Below are 18,490 nucleotides of genomic sequence, written 5' to 3' on the forward strand. Positions count from 1 at the left end.
CCGCTTCTAGCCATCTTTAAGGGAATTCTATGAGGGCAGCGGTGAGGTTTGGCACGTTTCTTGGCGTAGCCTTTCTGACTGGGTGTACGGCGATGCAGATCAAACCGTACTCGCCGGCTCCTGAGGGAGTGTCGATTGTCCAGAATCAGTACGGTGGGTATAGCGTTGATCGAGTTCAAATATTGAAGCCAGGCGGGTCCGGCAATCCTGATGCATTGCAATTCTGCTTCGGCCAAAATGTGCCTGGCCTGACCGGGGCGGCCCTCTTCAATTCGTCGAAGACCCGCATAACCGCACAAGGCAAGGATCAGGTGACGTTCGTTGTACCCATGACAATGGGGACACCGCTGAACTATGAGCTCATGTTTTCGCTCACTGTCAGTAGTTCACAGCAAAAAAATCTGTTCGACTACAGGAACCTCAAAATCCGTGGGACTTGGAGTGCCAATGAGGCGCCGTTACCAGGTAGTAGCGAGGCGGCTCAGTATGTGGACAGCGCTCGACTTAAGCTGGACGCTATCAGTACGGCGATTGCAGATTGCTTACTAGCAGAGGGTTAGTTAACTAGGGTCCCGGACCGTCAGTGAAATTTAGACGTCTGGGTAGTTAGCTATGACAGTCCGACGCGTCGCTCACAAAAAACTGCGGTGCTTTGCTGGAGCCCGCAGTCATTCTTTCGAGGGCTTGGCGATGGCTCCGACGCGGCGATAAACACGTTCGGTGATTCCCTCTTTCGAGTGACCCAGCAGCAAGCTGGCTTCGCTCAGGTCGTTGATCTCCGACGCCGCTTTCGGTCGGATGTCGCGGAACTGGAACTGGGCGATTCGGTTGGCCAACTCCAGCTTATTCTCTACCTCGGCCTTGACCTTAGTGTAGTGGTCTAATGAAACCGGACACTCATTTAGGCGAGAATGCTCGCCCCAAAGAGGTGTCTGATGACCAAGCAACGCCGTACCTTTACCCCTGAGTTCAAGCGCGAAGCAGCCTGTCTGGTGCTCGACCAAGGCTACAGTCATGCCGAAGCAGCCCGCTCGCTCGGCTTGGTCGAGTCGGCCCTGCGCCGCTGGGTTAATCAGCTTCAGCAGGAGCGTGGCGGCATCACGCCGGTCAGCAAAGCGTTGACGCCAGAGCAGCAAAAGATCCAAGAGCTTGAAGCTCGGATAACGCGCCTTGAACGCGAGAAATCAATACTAAAAAAGGCTACCGCGCTCTTGATGTCGGAAGATCTCGAGCGTATTCGCTGATCCATCAGCTCAGCGCCCATGAGCCGTTGATTGGTTGTGCGAGGTGTTCGAAGTCACTCGCTCAAGTTACTACGCCCATCGTCATAGAAGACGAACTCCGGACGTCGAACGACTGCGATTGCGCAGTCGAGTGAATGAGTTGTTCGCGCGAGGGCGAAGTGCGCCCGGCAGCCGTAGCGTCAAGGCGATGATGCAAGAGGAAGGTGAGCAAATCGGGCGGTTCAAGGTGCGCAGCCTGATGCGTGAGCTAGCGTTAGTCAGCAAGCAGCCAGGGGCCTATGCGTACAAAAAGGCCACAGTGGAGCGGCCAGATATTCCGAATATTTTGAACCGGGCGTTTGATGTCGAAGCGCCAAATCAGGTCTGGTGTGGCGACATCACTTACATTTGGGCGCAGGGCAAATGGCACTACTTGGCAGTTGTCTTGGATCTTTATGCACGCAGAGTGGTGGGCTGGGCCCTATCAGAGAAGCCGGACGCAGACCTCGTGGTCAAGGCGCTGGACGTGGCTTACGAACAACGTGGCAAACCTCAAGGGCTACTGTTCCACTCAGACCAGGGGTCGCAATATGGCAGCCGTCAGTTCCGCCAGAGACTGTGGCGCTACCGCATGCGCCAGAGTATGAGCCGCCGAGGTAACTGCTGGGATAATGCGCCGATGGAGCGAGTATTTCGTAGCTTGAAATCGGAGTGGATACCGACCACTGGATACCTGACTGGGCAGCAAGCTCAACGAGACATCAGCCAATACCTGATGAGGCACTACAACTGGATCCGGCCGCATCAATTCAACAATGGGCTGGCTCCGGCAAAAGCTGAAGGAAAACTCAAAACCGTGTCCGGAATGAGTTGACCACTACAAACGGAACAATGGCTGATCTTGAGCATCCATGATGCACCCAATTTCAGATTGGGTAGGAAGCATAAAATTTACAGGAGGGGACCATGACACGCACGACTACCGGAATCGCTTGTATTGCTGTAACAGCGCTCTTGCTTGGGGGCTGTTTCGACTCCGAGGCTGATCAGAAGGCCAAGGAACAGCAAGAGGCCAGTGACAATTTCTGGAATATCACACCACCTGACGAAAGCCAGGACAAAGGCTTCAAACCTTGACTCACTTTCGAAGCAATGACCATGCGCAGTCACCGCTTCTGCTAACGGCGTACTCGTGCGCAAAGGCCTGAGGGCCGGAGTTCGCCAGAAACGCCGCCTGTAAAGGCGGCGTTTCTGCTGGTTAGATCACCGGATTTGCAATCACCTGGGCCAGCTGATCAATACTTGCCCTTGGGACTTTTCTCGAACTTCCATTCCGTCATTTTTTTCGCTGCCAGGAAACTCTCGCAGTTGGCAATGAATTCCTTGCGGTTGGCTTCCTTTGACAAACTGGCAAGGTTTTTTTCGTACAGCTGCGGGCCACAGTTGTCTGCCGTTGGCTCAGGCACTTTTTCTTCCGTGCAGCCTGCCAGCAGGGTAATCAACCCAACAAGCGGGAGGAGGTGGGAGCGTTTGCGGTCCATGACGTAATCCTTCGTCGGTCTCTTTCAAAGTGCGTGCAAGCTGTTTGTTACCCAGCCTGCGGGTGCGCAGCCTATCAGGCCAGCTGTGTTATTTGGCTAGCACACCCCCGCCTAACGTTCTATTCGGAACTCGAGATCACCCTGCCTGCTCTCTTTGGCAATCGGCCTTATCAGTTGCGCACCCTGGTTACGAACATTGCCAACGGCCTTGTCGACCGGATGCCAGCGAAAGTCAGTGGCCGGACGGCAGCCTGCCGCCACGATCGCCTCGGCGCGCTGCGCTGAAGTGGCAGGGTCCAACCACTCCCTGGCAAGGTGCGGTGCCAACACCAGGGGCTTTCGGTCATGAATATCGATCAAGCCTTGGTCAGCGGCTGCCGTGATGATCACGAAACCATCGCGCTCGTCCGGTTCAAGGGTCTGGTGAACTTCGGCAAGCGCGGCAAAGTAGAGCGGTGCACCGTCGGCACTGGTGATGTAGTAGGGTTGCTTGCGCTTGGGGTTTTGCGCATCTGGCAGCCATTCAAACCAGCCATTGGCGGGGGCGAGCGCTCGTGCATGTGGCCAGAGACTCTTGAAGAACTTGCCAGTGGTTGCGGTTTCGGCCCGGGCATTGATGGGGTCGAGTCGCTTGCCTTTGGCCCAGTGAGGCGACCATCCCCACTTCACTTTGTCTATATGCAGGCCATCCTCAGCCTGGCGTATAACTTCGACACGGGTAGAAGGCGCCACGTTATAGCGATCGATCGGTTCATGGTCATAGCCGTTGATCACCACCAGATCCAGCGCCAGCTGCCGCAAGTAGTGATCCATCGACTCGTAGATCGAGTAGCGTCCGCACATGTATCCACCTCTCGTCCGTCAGAAATTCACACGTTCAGGATTGACCCATTCGCCGAAGCCAGTTTAACTGTATATGCATACAGTTTGCATTGGACTTTCTCTCATGACCATCACCTTCCTGGGCGCGCCATGTGGCAGCTCTGAACCACTCCCGATTTATTCGTACTACGTTCCAGCCGGTTTTCCATCGCCTGCCGCGGATCATCTTGAAGGCCACATATCCCTTGATGAGCTATTCGACATCCGCGCACCGCATGTGTATCTGGTGAAAGTGGAGGGTGACAGCATGCAAGGCGCTGGCATCTATTCGGGCGATATCGTGGTGGTGGACCGGGGGCGCGAGGCCGAGCACGGGGATATCGTGATTGCGGCCATCAACTGTGAGCCGGTGTGCAAACGCCTGCACCGACGTGACGGTGTGGTGATCTTGAAGTCTGAGAACCGAGCCTACCCGCCGCGCTATGTCATGGAGGGTGATGATCTGCTCATTTGGGGCGTGGTGCGCTATAGCGTCCGCGATCATGCGCAGTGAGCCGATATTCGCGCTGATCGACTGCAACGCGTTCTACGCCAGCTGTGAGCGCGTATTTCGGCCCGATCTGGCGAAGACGCCGATCGTGGTGCTGAGCAACAACGATGGCTGCGTCATTGCCCGGTCCTATGACGCCAAGCCATTCGTGAAAATGGGCGAGCCTTATTTTCAGGCGCGGGAAAAACTCCGCCGGCACGGTGTCGTGGCATTCAGTAGCAATTACGCGTTGTATGGCGACATGAGCGAGCGGGTGATGACGCTGATCGAATCGATGGTGCCTGCTACCGAGGTCTACAGCATCGACGAATGTTTTGCTGAGCTCACTGGCATGGCCCAGGACCTGACGCTGTTCGGGCACCGGCTGCGCTTGCGCATCTCCCAGTGCACCGGCATTCCTGTCGGTGTGGGTATCGCACGCACCAAGACCCTGGCCAAGCTGGCCAACCACACTGCCAAGCGGCTGCAGCGCCACACGGGCGGCGTGGTGGACATCACCGACCCGGTCAAACGGGACTGGGTGCTGCGCAATACTGCGGTCAAGGAGGTGTGGGGCATCGGGCGCAAGATGACCGCGCACCTGGAGGGCATGGGCATTCGTACGGCAATGGATTTGGCCCGCGCCGATGCCTGGACGTTGCGACAACGCTTCAACGTGGTGGTGGAAAAAACGGCCAGGGAACTGGCGGGCACTCCTTGCCTGGAACTGGACGATGTCGAACCGCCCAAGCAGGAAATCTGCAGCAGCCGAATGTTCGGCATGCGCCTGAGCGAGCTGGCGCCGATCAAGCAGGCGGTGGCCACCTATGTCGGCCGTGCTGCCGAGAAGCTCAGGGCCCAGGGGTCGGTGTGCAAGCGCATGCGGGTGAGCATCCGCACGGGCATGTTCAACCCGAACGAAGTGCACCATGCCCAAGGCGCCTGGGTGGAGCTTCCCTATCCGACCTGTGACACGCTGCTGCTGACCCGATTGGCTACCGATGCCGTGGAGCGGATCTTCCGGCCGGGGCTTCGTTACAGCAAGGCGGAGGTGCTACTGATGGACCTGCGTCAGCCGGGTGATTTTTCGGGTGACTTGTTCGCCCCCAGGCAATCGGCAGCCTGTGATCGTCTCATGGAAGTAATGGACAGTATCAATGAGCGTTGGGGCAGGGGGACGGTCCGTGCGGCTAGCGTACCAGCCGCACCGGACTGGGGCATGAAACGGGAGATGATGAGCCAGTCCTACACCACCCGAATCGATCAGCTATGGACTATCAGGGGTTGAGCGGGAGGTGGCTCGACGTCGGCGAACTGGCGCAACTGAAGCTTACGGCTGCCGGATTGTCTGACAATGGCGATTGCGCCCGCAGTTTTGTCCGTTCATGCCTGTAAAAAACGATCAACGCCGTGTCGCAATAATCGCTTTCTTTCAGATTTGACTGATATATTTCGCCCCTTGCCGCAGTGTGGCTCAATATTCAGCAGGTTTTAATGAAACACGTTAGCGCGTCTGGCCTTGAGGCCTCTCATCCACCGGTGCAGGCCATTCTGAGTGCTCCTGGGGTGTGGGTAGAGCCGCCAAATATCCGCAGGGGCGGCGAGAGTGGTGTATTGAAGGTCGAGCTCGACGGCTTCACGTTCTACAAGAAGCAGCAGGTCGGCCATATCTATCGCAGCCTGATCCACCCGTTCGGCTATCCGACGGTGGCCCGCGAAGCCAAGGCGCTGCGCGCCGCTGCAGCGCTGGGCGTCGCTACGCCGTTACTGCTGCACAGTGACGTCCACAAGCAGGACGGTGAGTGGCGTGCGGTGATGGTCACGGCAGGGCTGGACGGGTATGTATCGCTTGAAGACTTCTACCTCCAAGGCCTGGACAAGACCATCGAGCCCAAGCTGCACCACGATATTCTCGAGGCGTATGGGCGCGCGCTGGCCACGCTGAATCTCGGGCGTTGGCAGCATGGTTGCCTGTATTTGAAGCATGTGTTCGTCGCCTTCGACGAGTCTGGCATCAAGATCGCGCTGCTGGATTTCGAAAAGGCCAGGCAGCGGCTGACCGCGATGAAAGCTAGCCGTCACGACTTACGACAGGTCAAGCGCAGGTCTGACTGGGCACCGACCGAATGGGAGGCATTTTGCAGGGGGTATCGGCAAGTGTTCGGCATGGATGTGGAGCGATTTCTCTGACGCCATGTTAGAAGTGTCAGGGGTTTTGAAGCGCTGATTCCACTGGTAGAAGGCGACTTCGCTTACAGACGTTTCTCACCAAGTGGCAAGGTTGCGTCGTAAAACCCCGTCCCAGGTCAATTTTTCGGCCTGACGCCTCCCGTAGTCTGTCTGTCTTTCAATCACGGAAGGCAGACGACATTTCATGGAACGAACCCTCGATATACAGCCACTCCCGGCTGAACAAATCCCCCTTTCCATCAATGGCACTGCCGTGTCTGCCGCCCCTGGCGAAACGGTTCTGAGTGTGCTCAATGCCGTGGGCGTGCGTCAGCTCGCCCTCAACGACCATGGCCAAGTCAGTGGCGCCTTCTGCGGCATGGGGGTGTGCCATTGCTGTCTGGTCGCTATCGACGGACGCCCCAAGCGGCGCGCTTGTCAGACGCTGGTGCGGGCTGGCATGCGCATCGAAACCCAGGTCAATGCGGTTGTCGGGGAGGCGCGGGTATGAGTGGGCATCCAGTCATTGTCGGAGGGGGCTCGGCGGGGATGGCTGCCGCCATCGAGCTGGCGGACGCGGGCGTGCGCTGCACGCTGATCGACGAGGCATCGCGCCCCGGCGGGGTGGTCTATCGTGGCCCGCTGCGCGCAGGTGTCGACTTGGGCTACCTGGGCGCTCGTTACAGCAAGGCCCTGGGTAAACTGCACACCGACTTCGCCGCCCGTGCGCAGTCTATCGACCTGCGGCTCAATAGCCGCGTCGTGGGCGGTGATGACCGTAGCCTGGTAGTGCTCGACGAGCAGGAGCAGTTGCAGCCGCTGGCCTTCGAGCAGCTGATCCTGGCAGCCGGTTGCCATGAACGCAATGTACCGTTTCCAGGCTGGACCCTGCCGGGCGTCATTCTGCTCGGCGGGTTGCAACTGCAGATCAAAAGTAACGTGGTCAAGCCACTGGGCACGACCCTGATCGCTGGCACAGGCCCGCTACTGCCGTTGGTTGCCTGCCAGTTGCACGCCGCCGGTGCCAAGGTGGCGGGGGTATACGAGGCCTGTGCGTTCAACCGTATCGCGCGCCAGAGCCTGGCGCTGATGAACAAGCCCCAGCTGTTCCTCGACGGCCTGAGCATGCTGGCCTACCTGAAGTTGCACGGCATTCCCATGCACTACGGCTGGGGCGTGGTCCAGGCGCGGGGCGAAGGTGAGTTGGCCGAAGTCAGCGTGGCGCCGTACGACGATGCCTGGAAGGCGGACATGACCCAGGTGCGCCGCGAGTCGGTGCAGACGCTGGCAGTAGGCTACGGCTTCATTCCGCGTACGCAGCTCAGCCAGCAATTGGGCCTTGCCCATGGCTACAGCACCGATGGCTATCTGCGCGCCGAGTGCAACGTATGGCAGCAAAGCAGCCTGGAACATATTCACCTGGCAGGCGACATGGCCGGCATCCGCGGAGGGGAGGCGGCCATGCTGACCGGGCGCATCGCGGCTGTGTCAATTCTGCAGCAGCGTGGCGTGCTGAACGCCGCGCAGGCCATTGAACGGCGCGAGCGTTACCTGGGCCAGTTGGCAGGCATCAAGCGTTTCCGCTCCGGCGTTGAGCGCTATACCGCGCGGGGGCCAGCGCAGGTCGAGTTGCCACAGGCTGACACAGTGATTTGCCGCTGTGAGCAGGTGACGCGCGACGCCATTGATCTAGCATTGGAGCAGGGGGTTCAAGACATGGCCGGGCTGAAGATGCGCACGCGGGTGAGCATGGGGGATTGCCAGGGGCGCATGTGCGTGGGCTATTGCAGCGATCGACTGCGCGCCGCCACTGGCCGCGCTGATGTAGGTTGGTTGCGTCCTCGATTCCCAGTAGACCCGGTACCGTTTTCGGCATTCAAGCACGTGGGCACGGAGGCCTGACATGAACAAGACCTATGACATCGTGATTGCCGGTGCCGGTGTAATTGGCGCGTCCTGCGCGTACCAGCTGTCCAAGCGCGGCAACCTGCGCATCGCCCTGATCGACGACAAACGCCCCGGCAACGCCACGCGTGCCTCGGCAGGTGGGCTGTGGGCCATTGGCGAATCGGTGGGCCTGGGCTGTGGGGTGATTTTCTTTCGCATGCTGTCTTCCCAGGCCAAGCGCCAGGCCCATGGCGCGGCGGTGGCCGTGGACTCGAGCACACCGCATATCCTGCCGCAATGCTTCTTCGATCTGGCGCTTGAGTCCAACGCGCTTTACCCGCAACTGCACCAGGAGTTGATCGAGCGCCACGGGATGGACTTCAAGTTCGAGCGCACTGGGCTCAAGTACGTGATCCAGGACGATGAAGATCAGCTTTATGCCGAGCACATCGTCAAGCACATCCCTCACCTGCAGTCACAGATCCGTTGGCTTGACCGCCAGGCACTGCGCAAGGCGGAGCCATCGATCACCGAAAGCGCGCACGGTGCGCTGGAGTTTCTCTGTGACCACCAGCTCAGCCCGTTTCGCCTTGGCGACGCGTACATGGAAGGCGCGCGGCAAAATGGCGTCGATCTGTATCTCAACACACGTGTCACCGACGTGTTGCACCAAGGCGGACGCATCAAAGGGGTTCGTACCGAACAGGCCGGTGACTTCCACTGCGACACGCTGATCAATGCGGCCGGCGCCTGGGCCGCCGAATTGAGCGAGTGGGCCACGGGCACCTCCATCCCCGTCAAACCCGTCAAGGGGCAGATCGTATTGACCGAGCGCCTACCCAAGCTGCTTGATGGCTGCATCACCACCAGTGACTGCTACATGGCGCAGAAGGACAATGGGGAGATTCTCATCGGGAGCACCACCGAGGAGAAAGGCTTCGATGTCACCACGACCTTCCCGGAGATAAGCAGCTTGGTCCAGGGCGCCATACGCTGCATGCCGGCACTCGAACAGGTCAACCTCAAGCGTACCTGGGCCGGCCTGCGGCCAGGCTCGCCCGATGAGCTACCCATCCTCGGGCCCGTGGATGACATGCAGGGTTACTTCAACGCCTGCGGGCATTTCCGCACCGGGGTGCTGACCTCGGCGATCACGGGGGTAATGCTGGACAAGGTGATCCACGAGGAGGCGTTGCCATTGGACATCACCCCGTTTCTGGCGGAGCGGTTCAGCAAGGCGGCAATGCCGGCATGAGAGGGGCTGGCGGGTCGTGTGAAAGCGGCTCGCCAGGCTGTGCGTCAGGCAATGCATTAAAATGTGGCTACTCGGTTGACCCATGGCAAAGGGTGCGGCAGGCAGTGAAGCGCAAGCTATGGATTCAAGAGGTCGCCGCCAGCCACTGAAGGGTCAGCTCAGTGGCACCGGTGTGTTCATCTTCACCATGAGCCACGATTGAAAAGCCAGAACGTTGGTAGAACGCGACCGCGCTTTCATTAGCGCTGTACACCTTCAATTCCAGGCGTGCCGAGCGCTGCTTGGCGTAGTCGAGCAGGCGGCTACCGATGCCCATGCCTTGTGACGCAGGCGCGACGAACAGCGCAGCTACCGTTTCCCCGAGTAGAGAAATGAAGCCCTCGACGGTTGCGTGCTGCTCGAAGACGAACGTCTCCGAAGCGGGCAGGTAAACGGTCCGCATCGCTTCGAGCTGGCCCTCCCAGAAGGCGCGAGGCACGAAGTGGTGAGCTTGGACCGATGCATCGAGCCAGATCTGCAGTACCGCATCGGTATCCGGCAGTACATAGGGGCGTAGCATGTCATGACCTCCTGTTTGACGCCGCAGGACCCTAAGCGACCCTAACGTCAAACGCAAGTTGACGTGCGCCTATTACTGATCTGCACCTGACAATTCCTGCCGCACGATTGCAGCACCCGCACTTAGGGCCCGCAACTTGCCTTGGGCAACCGAGCGGGGCAGGGGCGCCATGCCGCAATTGGTGCAGGGGTAGAGCTTGTCGGCGTCAACGAATGCCAGCGCCTTGCGCAATGTATCGGCAACGGCCTCGGGTGTTTCGACAATGTGCGTGGCCACATCGATTGCGCCGACCATGACTTTCTTGCCACGGATCAACTCGATAAGGTCCATGGGCACGCGCGAGTTCTGGCATTCCAACGACACGATGTCGATGCTGGATTTCTGGAGTTTGGGAAATGCCTTTTCATACTGGCGCCACTCGGTACCCAACGTTTTCTTCCAGTCAGTGTTGGCCTTGATCCCGTACCCGTAGCAGATATGCACGGCTGTCTCGCACTTCAGGCCTTCCAATGCCCGCTCGAGCGTGGCAATGCCCCAGTCGTTCACTTCATCGAAGAACACGTTGAAGGCGGGCTCGTCGAACTGAATGATGTCGACACCCGCAGCTTCCAACTCTCTGGCTTCCTGGTTGAGCAGTACGGCAAACTCCCACGCGAGCTTCTCGCGACTCTTGTAGTGGCTGTCGTACAGCGTGTCGATCATGGTCATGGGCCCTGGGAGCGCCCACTTGATGGGCTGTCGAGTCTGCTTACGCAGGAACCTGGCATCGTCGACGAATACTGACTTGCGCCTGGCGACCGTACCCACCACTGTCGGGACGCTGGCGTCGTAGCGATCACGAATGCGTACAGTCTGCCGATTCTCGAAGTCCACGCCGCTCAAGTGTTCGATGAAGGTGGTCACGAAATGTTGGCGCGTCTGTTCGCCGTCACTGACGATGTCTATCCCAGCGCTCGACTGCTCCTGCAGCGCCAGGCACAGTGCGTCCTGCTTGCCTTCTAGCAGGGCATCGCCGTGCAGTTTCCAAGGCGACCAGAGGGTTTCGGGCTGAGCGAGCCAGGTCGGCTTGGGCAGGCTGCCAGCGGTAGAGGTGGGAAGCAATTTGTTCATGAAATTCGACCTTGTGCGAAGAGGCGATCAGTCTGCGAAGTGTGCAGACCATTGTTCGAGCAGCATGTGATAAGGCTTGATGAAGTGGGCTTCAGCAAACTTTCCTTGTTCAATGGCCAAACGGCTGCGCTCTTCACGGTCGTAAACAATGCGCGTCAAGGAGTAGTCTTCGTGTTGCAAGCTGGGCTGATAGGTGGCGCCAGCCGTTGCATTGGCGTTATAAATCTCGGGGCGATAGATTTTCTGAAAAGTCTCCATCGTGCTCAGGCTGCTGATCAGCTCCAAGGGGGTGTAGTCATTGAGCAAGTCGCCGGAAAAGTACAAGGCCAGCGGCGCCCTGTTGCCGGCAGGCATGAAATAACGAACACGCAAGCCCATTTTCTGGAAATACGCATCGGTCAAAGAATATTCGTCTTGCCGGTATTCGTACCCTAATACGGGGTGGTAATGCCCCGTGCGCTCATAGGTTCTGCTACTTGACACGCTCAGGCAAATGACCGGCGGCTTGATGAAGGTTTGTTGGTAAACGGTTGAGCCCACAAACCCTTTGAAAAGTTTGCCGTGGAGCGCTCCAAAATCGGCAGGGGCACTGAAGTTTGGGCGATGAGCGTTATAGGCGGGCAGCACAATACTGAAATCATAATCGCGCACGTAGGACGAAAAGTTGTTGCCGACTACACCCGGTAAACGCTTGCCTGCATGATGATCGATCACCGTAGTGGACAGTATTTCGATCAAGGGCAGCAGCGTATTCGTGACCCCGGCTGTGAAATGCATGTGCACCGATACGATATCCAGTTCCACGGTGTAGCGGTCACCGGCAGGGTTATCCCAGTGCGCCAGCGCGTTGAAGCGATTATTGATCATGTCCAGTGTTTGGCGAAGGTTCTGTTCGCGGCGCGAACCCCTGGCCAGGTTGGCAAAGTTTGTGGTCAGCCGCGTGTTTTGGCACGGGCAATAATGTTCGTCAAAGCGCGTGCGTTTGAGCGAGTAGGTAATGTTCTGAGGCGTCATGAGTATTGAGGTCCACTCGTCGAGTCTGTCCCTGTAAAGTTGGGACCATCTTAGAGTGAGCGCACCCGTGTCCCTACTGAATTGATTTCAGCACAGGATCAAGACTGCTCATGAAGCCAGGCGCGCGTGTCAGCCTTCAGGAAGGCTGACACCACAGACAAATTCGTTCGAGCCCAGGCGATGAGCGCCATATTCCACCACATACCCCGCCCCTCGGCGCTGGGCTTCGATATAGGCCGTACGCTGATCAGCGTAAACGTCGACAAAGTGCCACGGATGACGGTCTCTCAATACGCCCCACCCCAGTACCCACCCTGGATTGTAAGGATCAGCAGGCAGGTTCCTCGTAAGACTACGGACACTCATCCGAAACTCCTGTATTGAACGGTTGAATTAATGGGCTCAACAGGTGTAGAGGATGGTGTAGGACGCATCACACTTGGGTACGATTACGACTGGTTTTTCGAACAACAGGTTGCCGTGAGTGCTTGTTTTGAAGTGCGCCTTCTCCAGACACTCCCATAGGCCCAAATCATGTATTTCAATGCGCGTGGCAACCCGCGCCTGGCGGCTGAGTTCATCTTGAATTCGTTCGACAACATCGCGCGCTTCTTCTTCTGTCATGACAATGGCTCCTGTTGAATCAGAGACGTCCACGTTCCGTGGATTCTGGACCGGAAACGGGGATACCTGTTTAAGTAGAGCGCAGTATGTGGCCCTTGGTGACCTTCTCCGACGAACGTAGCAGACCTGATAGCTGTTCAAGGCCGGCGTAGATCAGGGCTGATGTGATGTCGGGACAGATAAACACAGCAAGGACTGCTAGTCTCAAGGTACCTGTTGATCGCTTTGGCTGAACCTCGCGCGGCAGTAGGGGTCATCAAGTAGGAGACCCACGATTTATTGCGTTTTGCGTTGCCAGTTTCTGAAAGGTTGGCTCGCTATGATCAGGCTCATCAGGTGAACACCTTCCGCAAAGGAGTCAGGCAATGGACTATTCCAGCATGGTCGAATCTTTGAACAAGATGCTCGAGGCGGCATCGGACGAGCGTGAGCGTGTGCAGGCGTGTGTAAAGGCCAAGGACACAGGTAAAAAGCCGCATACCGAAGCGGAGGATGCCGAGGTCATGGCACAGCTGCCAGTATCTCAAGTGTGGGTATATGAGGGGCGCAGCCGTAAAGCTCCCACATCAGCCTACGCGGTTCGAAGTCATGGTCGTTGAGCGCGGCGCTCATCAGTCTACAACCGCCACCGCAGTGGCCTGCGGCCCTGACGGGCAGGGCCGCTGCCTATTGCGCAGAGCTCGAGTGAAGTGCCCCTGGTTCAACCCTCGAACTGAATCACCATTCGGCCCTTGATGCGCCCATTGAGCATCTCTTCGAAAATCTGGTTGATGTCCTCGATGGGACGCAAGCTGACTTTTGGCACCACCTTGCCTTCGGCAGCAAATTGGAAGGCCTCTTGCAGGTCCTGGCGCGTCCCCACCAGCGAACCGATGACCTCAATGCCATCGAGTACCAGGCGGGGGATGTTCAGGTTCATCGCTTCCGATGGTAGCCCTACGGCAACCAGTCGCCCACCGGCACGCAGCGCGTCAACGGCCGAATCGAAAGCGCCCTTGGCCACGGCGGTAACCACAGCGGCATGGGCGCCACCGGTCTGTGCCTGGATGACCTTCGCGGCATCCTGGCTGGAAGGGTTTATGGCAAGATCGGCACCCATTTCTGTCGCAAAGCGCAGTTGTTCTTCGTTGACATCGACCGCAATGACCTTGGCATTGAAAACATTCTTGGCGTATTGCAGTGCCAGGTTGCCCAGTCCGCCAAGCCCGTAGATCGCGATCCATTGGCCGGGACGGATATTGGATGTCTTTACTGCCTTGTAAGTCGTCACGCCTGCGCAGGTAATGCTGCTGGCCGCGGCGGACCCTAGCCCCTCCGGTACCTTTACCGAGTAGTCGGCCTTGACGATGCAGGCTTCGGCCATGCCACCGTCTACGGTGTAACCGGCGTTCTTGACCTGTCGGCACAGCGTCTCATTGCCGCTGGTGCAATACTCGCAGTGACCGCAGCCCTCATAAAACCAGGCCACGCTGGCGCGGTCGCCTCGTTTGAGGGAGCTTACGCCAGGACCGACTTCTTGCACCACGCCAATGCCTTCATGGCCCAGCACAACACCCGTCTTGTCGCCGAAGTCGCCGTTCTTGACGTGCAAGTCAGTGTGGCAAACGCCGCAACACTGCATTTTCAACAACGCCTCGCCGTATTCGAGTGGGCGAATACTTTTTTCGACCACCTCAACGCGACCGCCTGGGGCTACGACAGCAGCTTTCATGTGAACCTCCGTGTCTATCCGGTTGACTTGAAAATAGCCCACGCACAATAGCGCCACCGTGCATGTGGGAAACTGCCGCAGGTCATAGAAAGTCAGGGGCGTGGAGGGCGGGGACAAAAAGAAAAGCCCGCGGCAAGAATGCGGCGGGCTGCAAGAACATACGGAGCAGGTTCAGATTGCCAAGGTGAATGTCATCATTTCGTGAAGGGAAGGTGATGGATGCGTCGTGCGCCAAGATAATGTACGAGACGGCGGTGACAGGCCCTGCTGAACGACCGACAAAAAAACGCCCGCCAGGAACCAGCGGGCCAAGAACGTTTTGAAGGGAGAGCCGCTACATTGGGCGCGTGGAATTAACCTGGAATTAAATCACTGCGGCGTTGACCTCAGAGGCAGTTGAGCCTATACAAGCGTGCCACTTGAATTGAGGCCCATATGCACGACGACGAACTGCACGAACCTGAGCATGATCATTTGCTGGATCATGAGTTTCTTCATGACGAACAAGACGCGTTCGAGCCGGATGCTCATGGGGCGCAAGATGAGATCGAGGAGCCGTCGTTTGAGGAACTTGAAGAGGACGAGCGCAATCATCCTGCGTGGTTCGACGACTGCGATGATGAGTAATGGCAGGCTAGCAAAAGGCAGGCAGCAAAAAAGGCGCCCTAGGCGCCTTCTTCAGGATGTGGTGCGAGTGGCGGGACTCGAACCCGCAAGGCTCACGCCGACAGATTTTAAGTCTGCTGTGTATACCAATTCCACCACACTCGCACGTTTGAAAGGGCCACGGGTGGCCGGCTCGCTTCAGACAGAAGGGCTGTGCAATCAAGGCGGCTTTATAACCCACCGTTATAGCAGAGTCAACCTTGGCTGTCGTATTCCGCACATCCCATCCCATCGCGAGCAGCCGATTGACAGTGGCATGAGCTTGGCCCAATGTTAGCCAAGTCACTGGATGTGATGGTCGGGCTGACGACTGCGCAACGACGGTGAACAGTGTGCGTCAAAGTCTGAGATCTAGTCGTTTGGATTATGTTTACCTGCCGTGCCGGTGGAGCTCGCATGGTTTCAACTGATTGCCAGGTCAATTCAGAAATGCCTGCTCATCGTTACGAGCAATTGGTCCAGTCCGTGGTGGACTATGCCATCTACATGCTGGATACCACCGGTCATATCGCCTCGTGGAATGCTGGCGCCCAGAGAATCAAGGGCTATAGCGCCGATGAAGTGGTGGGCCGTCATTTTTCTCTGTTCTTCACGCCTGAAGACTGCGCCGAAGGCAAGCCGGAGCAATTGCTGCGTCAAGCGCTTGAACACGGCGTGTCGCGGCATGAAGGGTGGCGCCAGCGCAAAGACGGCACGCGCTTCTGGGCACTGGTGGCCCTTGATGTGGTGCGCGATGATCAAGGCCAGGTCGTCGGGCTTGCCAAGGTCACGCGGGACATTACCGATCGGCGCGAGTCGGCGATGCAGCTGGACGCCGTCAGAGCGCAGTTGTTCGAGGCCCAGAAGCTCGAGGCGCTGGGTCAGCTGACCGGGGGGCTGGCACATGATTTCAACAACCTGCTGACCATCATTCTCAGCTCTGCGCGCTTGGCCATTGCCGCACCCGACCCAGAGCGCGCTCAGCGCATGCTGCACAATATTCTCGAGGCTGGCCAACGCGGCACCGACCTGACCCGTCAACTGCTCAGCTTTGCCCGTCACCGCAAGCTTGAGGTGACCTGTATCGAGCCGGCCAAATTGATCGACGCTACCCATGGATTGCTTGTTCATGCACTGCCCAGTTCGGTCACACTGGATGCGCGGGTGCAGCCTGATTTACCCAGCATCGAAGTGGACGCTGGTCAGTTGCAAATGGTGCTGCTCAACTTGCTGTTCAATGCCCGGGATGCCATTGCCGAGGAAGGCCACATCGTCCTGACCGTCGAAGCGGTGTTGCTGACAGGCGAGGTCGACGGCCTGCATGGCCGCTTTGTGTGCTTCGAGGTGCAGGACAGCGGCGAGGGCATGGCGGCGGAGGTGCTGCCACGTATTTTCGAACCCTTCTTCACCACCAAGCCGTTCGGCAAGGGTACCGGCCTGGGCCTGAGCCAGGTGTACGGATTTGCCAGGCAAAGCGGCGGTGCCATCAGTGTGCACAGCGAGCTGGGGGTCGGCACCCGCATGCGGCTTTATTTGCCCGTCCATTCAAGCCAGCCAGGTATCGAGCCGTAAGGGGCGCAGCATGACTCAGACACTCAAGCGATTGCTGACAGGTATCGACGGGCTCGATGCCCTGCTCAAAGGTGGGTTGGTGGCGGGGGCGTCGTATATCGTGCAGGGCCCACCTGGGGCAGGCAAGACCATCCTGGCCAACCAGATGGCCTGCGAGCATGTGCGCAAGGGAGGGCGGGCGCTGGTGGCAACCTTGCTCAGCGAGTCCCATGAGCGGTTATTTCAGTACCTGGGCACGCTGGACTTCTTCGACCCCTCGATGGTCGGCGACCAGATTCAGTTCGTTAGCGCCTTCGATACCCTGGAACAGGATGGCCTTGATGCCGTGGTCCGGTTGCTCAGGCAGGAGATCAGTCGACACAAGGCCAGCCTGCTGATCGTCGATGGCGTACTCAATGCTCGCGTACATGCCGAAACATCGCTCGATACCAAAAAATTCGTCTTGGCACTACAAGGTCATGCGGCTTTTGCCGGCTGCACCGTACTGTTGTTGACCAGTGCGCGGCTTGAGGAGGGCAGCCCTGAGCACACGATGGTCGACGGCGTGATCGAACTGGGTGAGCAGATGGTGGGTAGCCGCGCCGTTCGTACGATTCAGTTGCGCAAGACCCGCGGCAGTGGCGCCTTGTCCGGGCGCCACGAGTGCCTGATAGACGATACCGGTGTGACGGTGTTTCCGCGTCTGGAGTCCTTGTTCGCCAAGCCCGTTGCGCCCTGCAATGCAGCCGCATCACGAATCAGCAGCGGTGTGTCGACGCTCGACGACATGCTCGATGGCGGTCTGTCCGCCGCATCGGTCACGCTGCTGATGGGCCCCTCGGGCATTGGCAAGACGTCGCTGGGCATGGCATTTCTGGCGGCCAGCACACCCCAGGCCCCCGGTTTGCATTTCGGCTTCTATGAATCACCCAATCGCCTGCACAGCAAGGCGGCTTTACTGGGGTACGACTTTGCAGCCATGGAGCAGGCCCAGAGCCTGACACTGTGCTGGGAGCCCAGTACGCAGGTGCTGTTGGACCAGCTGGGTGCGCGCTTGATCGAACAGGTACAGGCAACCGGCGCCAAGCGAGTACTGATCGACAGCCTGGGCGCGTTGAGCCGCCTGGCCACGGAACCCGGGCGCCTGAATGCCTTCTTTCGCGCGCTGACCGTGGAGCTGAGCGCTCGCCAGGTGAGTGTGATGCTGACCTGGGAAATGCGCGATATCTTCGGTGCGGAGATCAGCGCGCCGGCGCCCGACTTGTCCAGCATCGTCGACAACCTGGTGCTGATGCGATTCGTGGAGCATGACGGCACCTTGCGCCGCATGCTCTCAATCCTCAAAGTGCGCGACAGTGCTCACGACGCGTCCTTGCATGAGCTTGTGATCGCTTCAACGGGAATCACACTGCGCAGAGCATTCGAAGGCACAAGTGGGGCCCTCTCTGGCACAGCTGTGCCGCAAGGGAGCCTGTAGGTTTCAGTTACATGAAGACCGTGCTGATCGTCGACGATGAATACCTGATAGCCGACATCTTGGGGTTTGCCCTGGAGGATGAAGGGTATGCGATCGAAAAGGCGAGTAATGGCCGGAAAGCACTGGAGGTGCTCAACCGGGTGCAGGTGCAGTTGGTTATCACCGACTACATGATGCCCGTACTCAACGGCCAGGAGCTGGTGCGTGCCATGCGGGCTGACCCTGCGTTACAGACGCTGCCGGTCATCCTCATGAGCGGCGCACAGGCCAACGAGGGATGCCCGGCATTATTCGCAGCAATATTCGACAAGCCATTCGACATGGGCGAGATGATTGCGACCGTGCGTGGCCTATTGGGCGGCTGAGGCTTTGG

The 18,490-nt window shown here is 58.4% G+C and carries 21 protein-coding genes, 1 tRNA gene and 2 pseudogenes; 14 read left to right on the forward strand and 10 right to left on the reverse strand.

Annotation, left to right across the window (positions count from 1 at the left end; all coding sequences use genetic code 11):
• The first annotated feature begins 92 nt into the window (after positions 1-92).
• Entirely contained in the window at positions 93-560 is a 468-nt protein-coding gene (locus ACF8R3_RS02205) for a hypothetical protein (RefSeq protein ID WP_153010268.1), read from the forward strand.
• 108 nt (positions 561-668) lie between these two features.
• On the opposite strand, the pseudogene ACF8R3_RS02210 reads toward ACF8R3_RS02205, so the two are convergent.
• Positions 669-842: pseudogene (locus ACF8R3_RS02210) on the reverse strand (integrase); the annotation flags it as partial.
• A gap of 93 nt (positions 843-935) precedes the next feature.
• Between ACF8R3_RS02210 and ACF8R3_RS02215 the strand changes: the two are divergent.
• Positions 936-2,097 (forward strand): annotated as a pseudogene (locus tag ACF8R3_RS02215) (IS3 family transposase).
• Positions 2,098-2,189: 92 nt separating this feature from the next.
• Positions 2,190-2,360, forward strand: a complete 171-nt coding sequence (locus ACF8R3_RS02220) for a hypothetical protein (RefSeq protein WP_196135736.1) — start codon at positions 2,190-2,192, stop codon at positions 2,358-2,360.
• A 158-nt stretch (positions 2,361-2,518) separates the two neighbouring features.
• Here ACF8R3_RS02220 and trbK read toward each other — a convergent pair whose 3' ends face one another.
• Positions 2,519-2,764: an entry exclusion lipoprotein TrbK gene (gene trbK / locus ACF8R3_RS02225; RefSeq protein WP_058637826.1), complete on the reverse strand. Its 246-nt coding sequence runs from the start codon at positions 2,762-2,764 to the stop codon at positions 2,519-2,521.
• A gap of 111 nt (positions 2,765-2,875) precedes the next feature.
• On the reverse strand, positions 2,876-3,607 hold the full coding sequence (locus ACF8R3_RS02230; protein ID WP_326383530.1) for an SOS response-associated peptidase family protein: 732 nt from the start codon (positions 3,605-3,607) through the stop codon (positions 2,876-2,878).
• A 103-nt stretch (positions 3,608-3,710) separates the two neighbouring features.
• Here ACF8R3_RS02230 and ACF8R3_RS02235 point away from each other — a divergent pair, with 103 nt between their 5' ends.
• The 6 genes from ACF8R3_RS02235 (at position 3,711) to hcnC (ending at position 9,426) form a co-directional block, all read left to right on the forward strand.
• Positions 3,711-4,139, forward strand: coding sequence for a LexA family transcriptional regulator (locus ACF8R3_RS02235; RefSeq protein ID WP_058603391.1), 429 nt, complete (start codon positions 3,711-3,713; stop codon positions 4,137-4,139).
• A complete protein-coding gene (umuC, locus tag ACF8R3_RS02240) occupies positions 4,129-5,403 on the forward strand; it encodes a translesion error-prone DNA polymerase V subunit UmuC (protein ID WP_196185381.1) in 1,275 nt (424 codons plus the stop codon). The genes ACF8R3_RS02235 and umuC overlap by 11 nt, the downstream gene beginning before the upstream one ends.
• A gap of 206 nt (positions 5,404-5,609) precedes the next feature.
• A complete protein-coding gene (locus ACF8R3_RS02245; protein ID WP_196185382.1) occupies positions 5,610-6,305 on the forward strand; it encodes a lipopolysaccharide kinase InaA family protein in 696 nt (231 codons plus the stop codon).
• A 184-nt stretch (positions 6,306-6,489) separates the two neighbouring features.
• Positions 6,490-6,795, forward strand: a complete 306-nt coding sequence (locus tag ACF8R3_RS02250) for a (2Fe-2S)-binding protein (protein WP_196185383.1) — start codon at positions 6,490-6,492, stop codon at positions 6,793-6,795.
• The gene (gene hcnB, locus ACF8R3_RS02255) at positions 6,792-8,186 is read left to right on the forward strand and encodes a cyanide-forming glycine dehydrogenase subunit HcnB (RefSeq protein WP_392514762.1); all 1,395 of its coding nucleotides are present in this window, start codon (positions 6,792-6,794) and stop codon (positions 8,184-8,186) included. Before ACF8R3_RS02250 ends, hcnB begins: the two co-directional genes overlap by 4 nt.
• A gap of 1 nt (position 8,187) precedes the next feature.
• Entirely contained in the window at positions 8,188-9,426 is a 1,239-nt protein-coding gene (gene hcnC / locus ACF8R3_RS02260; RefSeq protein WP_058637820.1) for a cyanide-forming glycine dehydrogenase subunit HcnC, read from the forward strand.
• Between the two features lie 124 nt (positions 9,427-9,550).
• Here the strand turns inward: hcnC and ACF8R3_RS02265 are convergent, their stop codons facing one another.
• The 5 genes from ACF8R3_RS02265 to ACF8R3_RS02285 form a co-directional block, all read right to left on the reverse strand.
• Positions 9,551-9,985, reverse strand: a complete 435-nt coding sequence (locus ACF8R3_RS02265) for an N-acetyltransferase (protein WP_145254811.1) — start codon at positions 9,983-9,985, stop codon at positions 9,551-9,553.
• A 72-nt stretch (positions 9,986-10,057) separates the two neighbouring features.
• Complete coding sequence (locus ACF8R3_RS02270; protein WP_196185384.1) at positions 10,058-11,095, reverse strand: methionine synthase; 1,038 nt, start codon at positions 11,093-11,095, stop codon at positions 10,058-10,060.
• A gap of 27 nt (positions 11,096-11,122) precedes the next feature.
• Positions 11,123-12,109 (reverse strand): DUF1852 domain-containing protein, encoded by a 987-nt coding sequence (locus ACF8R3_RS02275; protein WP_058637817.1) that lies wholly within the window; start codon positions 12,107-12,109, stop codon positions 11,123-11,125.
• A 129-nt stretch (positions 12,110-12,238) separates the two neighbouring features.
• A complete protein-coding gene (locus ACF8R3_RS02280; protein WP_078478382.1) occupies positions 12,239-12,475 on the reverse strand; it encodes a hypothetical protein in 237 nt (78 codons plus the stop codon).
• A 36-nt stretch (positions 12,476-12,511) separates the two neighbouring features.
• Positions 12,512-12,733, reverse strand: coding sequence for a hypothetical protein (locus tag ACF8R3_RS02285; protein WP_058637815.1), 222 nt, complete (start codon positions 12,731-12,733; stop codon positions 12,512-12,514).
• Positions 12,734-13,098: 365 nt separating this feature from the next.
• Here ACF8R3_RS02285 and ACF8R3_RS02290 point away from each other — a divergent pair, with 365 nt between their 5' ends.
• A complete protein-coding gene (locus tag ACF8R3_RS02290) occupies positions 13,099-13,332 on the forward strand; it encodes a hypothetical protein (protein WP_058637814.1) in 234 nt (77 codons plus the stop codon).
• Positions 13,333-13,433: 101 nt separating this feature from the next.
• Here the strand turns inward: ACF8R3_RS02290 and adhP are convergent, their stop codons facing one another.
• On the reverse strand, positions 13,434-14,444 hold the full coding sequence (gene adhP, locus ACF8R3_RS02295; RefSeq protein ID WP_392514764.1) for an alcohol dehydrogenase AdhP: 1,011 nt from the start codon (positions 14,442-14,444) through the stop codon (positions 13,434-13,436).
• 435 nt (positions 14,445-14,879) lie between these two features.
• Between adhP and ACF8R3_RS02300 the strand changes: the two genes are divergently transcribed.
• Entirely contained in the window at positions 14,880-15,071 is a 192-nt protein-coding gene (locus tag ACF8R3_RS02300) for a hypothetical protein (protein WP_078478384.1), read from the forward strand.
• Positions 15,072-15,130: 59 nt separating this feature from the next.
• On the opposite strand, the gene ACF8R3_RS02305 is transcribed toward ACF8R3_RS02300, so the two are convergent.
• A tRNA-Leu gene (locus tag ACF8R3_RS02305) sits at positions 15,131-15,215 on the reverse strand.
• Positions 15,216-15,506: 291 nt separating this feature from the next.
• On the opposite strand from ACF8R3_RS02305, the gene ACF8R3_RS02310 reads away from it, so the two are divergent.
• From ACF8R3_RS02310 to ACF8R3_RS02320, 3 genes are read left to right on the forward strand one after another with little or no spacing between them, the layout of a single operon-like run.
• Positions 15,507-16,661 carry a nitrogen regulation protein NR(II) gene (locus ACF8R3_RS02310; protein ID WP_392514766.1) on the forward strand — a complete coding sequence of 385 codons (1,155 nt, stop codon included), beginning with the start codon at positions 15,507-15,509 and terminating at the stop codon, positions 16,659-16,661.
• A gap of 10 nt (positions 16,662-16,671) precedes the next feature.
• Positions 16,672-18,117, forward strand: a complete 1,446-nt coding sequence (locus ACF8R3_RS02315) for an ATPase domain-containing protein (RefSeq protein WP_392514768.1) — start codon at positions 16,672-16,674, stop codon at positions 18,115-18,117.
• Positions 18,118-18,128: 11 nt separating this feature from the next.
• Entirely contained in the window at positions 18,129-18,482 is a 354-nt protein-coding gene (locus ACF8R3_RS02320; protein ID WP_196185389.1) for a response regulator, read from the forward strand.
• Positions 18,483-18,490: the final 8 nt, after the last annotated feature.

The organism is Pseudomonas sp. FYR_7 (genome assembly GCF_043106155.1).
GTDB classification, from domain to species: Bacteria; Pseudomonadota; Gammaproteobacteria; order Pseudomonadales; family Pseudomonadaceae; genus Aquipseudomonas; species Aquipseudomonas parafulva_B.

Coding starts and splice junctions, on each gene's coding strand:
- ACF8R3_RS02290 (WP_058637814.1), top strand. CDS start 13,099: ATGGACTATTCCAGCATGGTCGAATCTTTGAACAAGATGCTCGAGGCG.
- ACF8R3_RS02235 (WP_058603391.1), top strand. CDS start 3,711: ATGACCATCACCTTCCTGGGCGCGCCATGTGGCAGCTCTGAACCACTC.
- hcnC (WP_058637820.1), top strand. CDS start 8,188: ATGAACAAGACCTATGACATCGTGATTGCCGGTGCCGGTGTAATTGGC.
- ACF8R3_RS02320 (WP_196185389.1), top strand. CDS start 18,129: ATGAAGACCGTGCTGATCGTCGACGATGAATACCTGATAGCCGACATC.
- ACF8R3_RS02270 (WP_196185384.1), bottom strand. CDS start 11,095: ATGAACAAATTGCTTCCCACCTCTACCGCTGGCAGCCTGCCCAAGCCG.
- ACF8R3_RS02205 (WP_153010268.1), top strand. CDS start 93: ATGCAGATCAAACCGTACTCGCCGGCTCCTGAGGGAGTGTCGATTGTC.
- ACF8R3_RS02250 (WP_196185383.1), top strand. CDS start 6,490: ATGGAACGAACCCTCGATATACAGCCACTCCCGGCTGAACAAATCCCC.
- ACF8R3_RS02310 (WP_392514766.1), top strand. CDS start 15,507: ATGGTTTCAACTGATTGCCAGGTCAATTCAGAAATGCCTGCTCATCGT.
- ACF8R3_RS02230 (WP_326383530.1), bottom strand. CDS start 3,607: ATGTGCGGACGCTACTCGATCTACGAGTCGATGGATCACTACTTGCGG.
- trbK (WP_058637826.1), bottom strand. CDS start 2,764: ATGGACCGCAAACGCTCCCACCTCCTCCCGCTTGTTGGGTTGATTACC.
- umuC (WP_196185381.1), top strand. CDS start 4,129: ATGCGCAGTGAGCCGATATTCGCGCTGATCGACTGCAACGCGTTCTAC.
- ACF8R3_RS02220 (WP_196135736.1), top strand. CDS start 2,190: ATGACACGCACGACTACCGGAATCGCTTGTATTGCTGTAACAGCGCTC.
- adhP (WP_392514764.1), bottom strand. CDS start 14,444: ATGAAAGCTGCTGTCGTAGCCCCAGGCGGTCGCGTTGAGGTGGTCGAA.
- ACF8R3_RS02285 (WP_058637815.1), bottom strand. CDS start 12,733: ATGACAGAAGAAGAAGCGCGCGATGTTGTCGAACGAATTCAAGATGAA.
- ACF8R3_RS02275 (WP_058637817.1), bottom strand. CDS start 12,109: ATGACGCCTCAGAACATTACCTACTCGCTCAAACGCACGCGCTTTGAC.
- ACF8R3_RS02315 (WP_392514768.1), top strand. CDS start 16,672: ATGACTCAGACACTCAAGCGATTGCTGACAGGTATCGACGGGCTCGAT.
- ACF8R3_RS02300 (WP_078478384.1), top strand. CDS start 14,880: ATGCACGACGACGAACTGCACGAACCTGAGCATGATCATTTGCTGGAT.
- ACF8R3_RS02265 (WP_145254811.1), bottom strand. CDS start 9,985: ATGCTACGCCCCTATGTACTGCCGGATACCGATGCGGTACTGCAGATC.
- ACF8R3_RS02245 (WP_196185382.1), top strand. CDS start 5,610: ATGAAACACGTTAGCGCGTCTGGCCTTGAGGCCTCTCATCCACCGGTG.
- hcnB (WP_392514762.1), top strand. CDS start 6,792: ATGAGTGGGCATCCAGTCATTGTCGGAGGGGGCTCGGCGGGGATGGCT.
- ACF8R3_RS02280 (WP_078478382.1), bottom strand. CDS start 12,475: ATGAGTGTCCGTAGTCTTACGAGGAACCTGCCTGCTGATCCTTACAAT.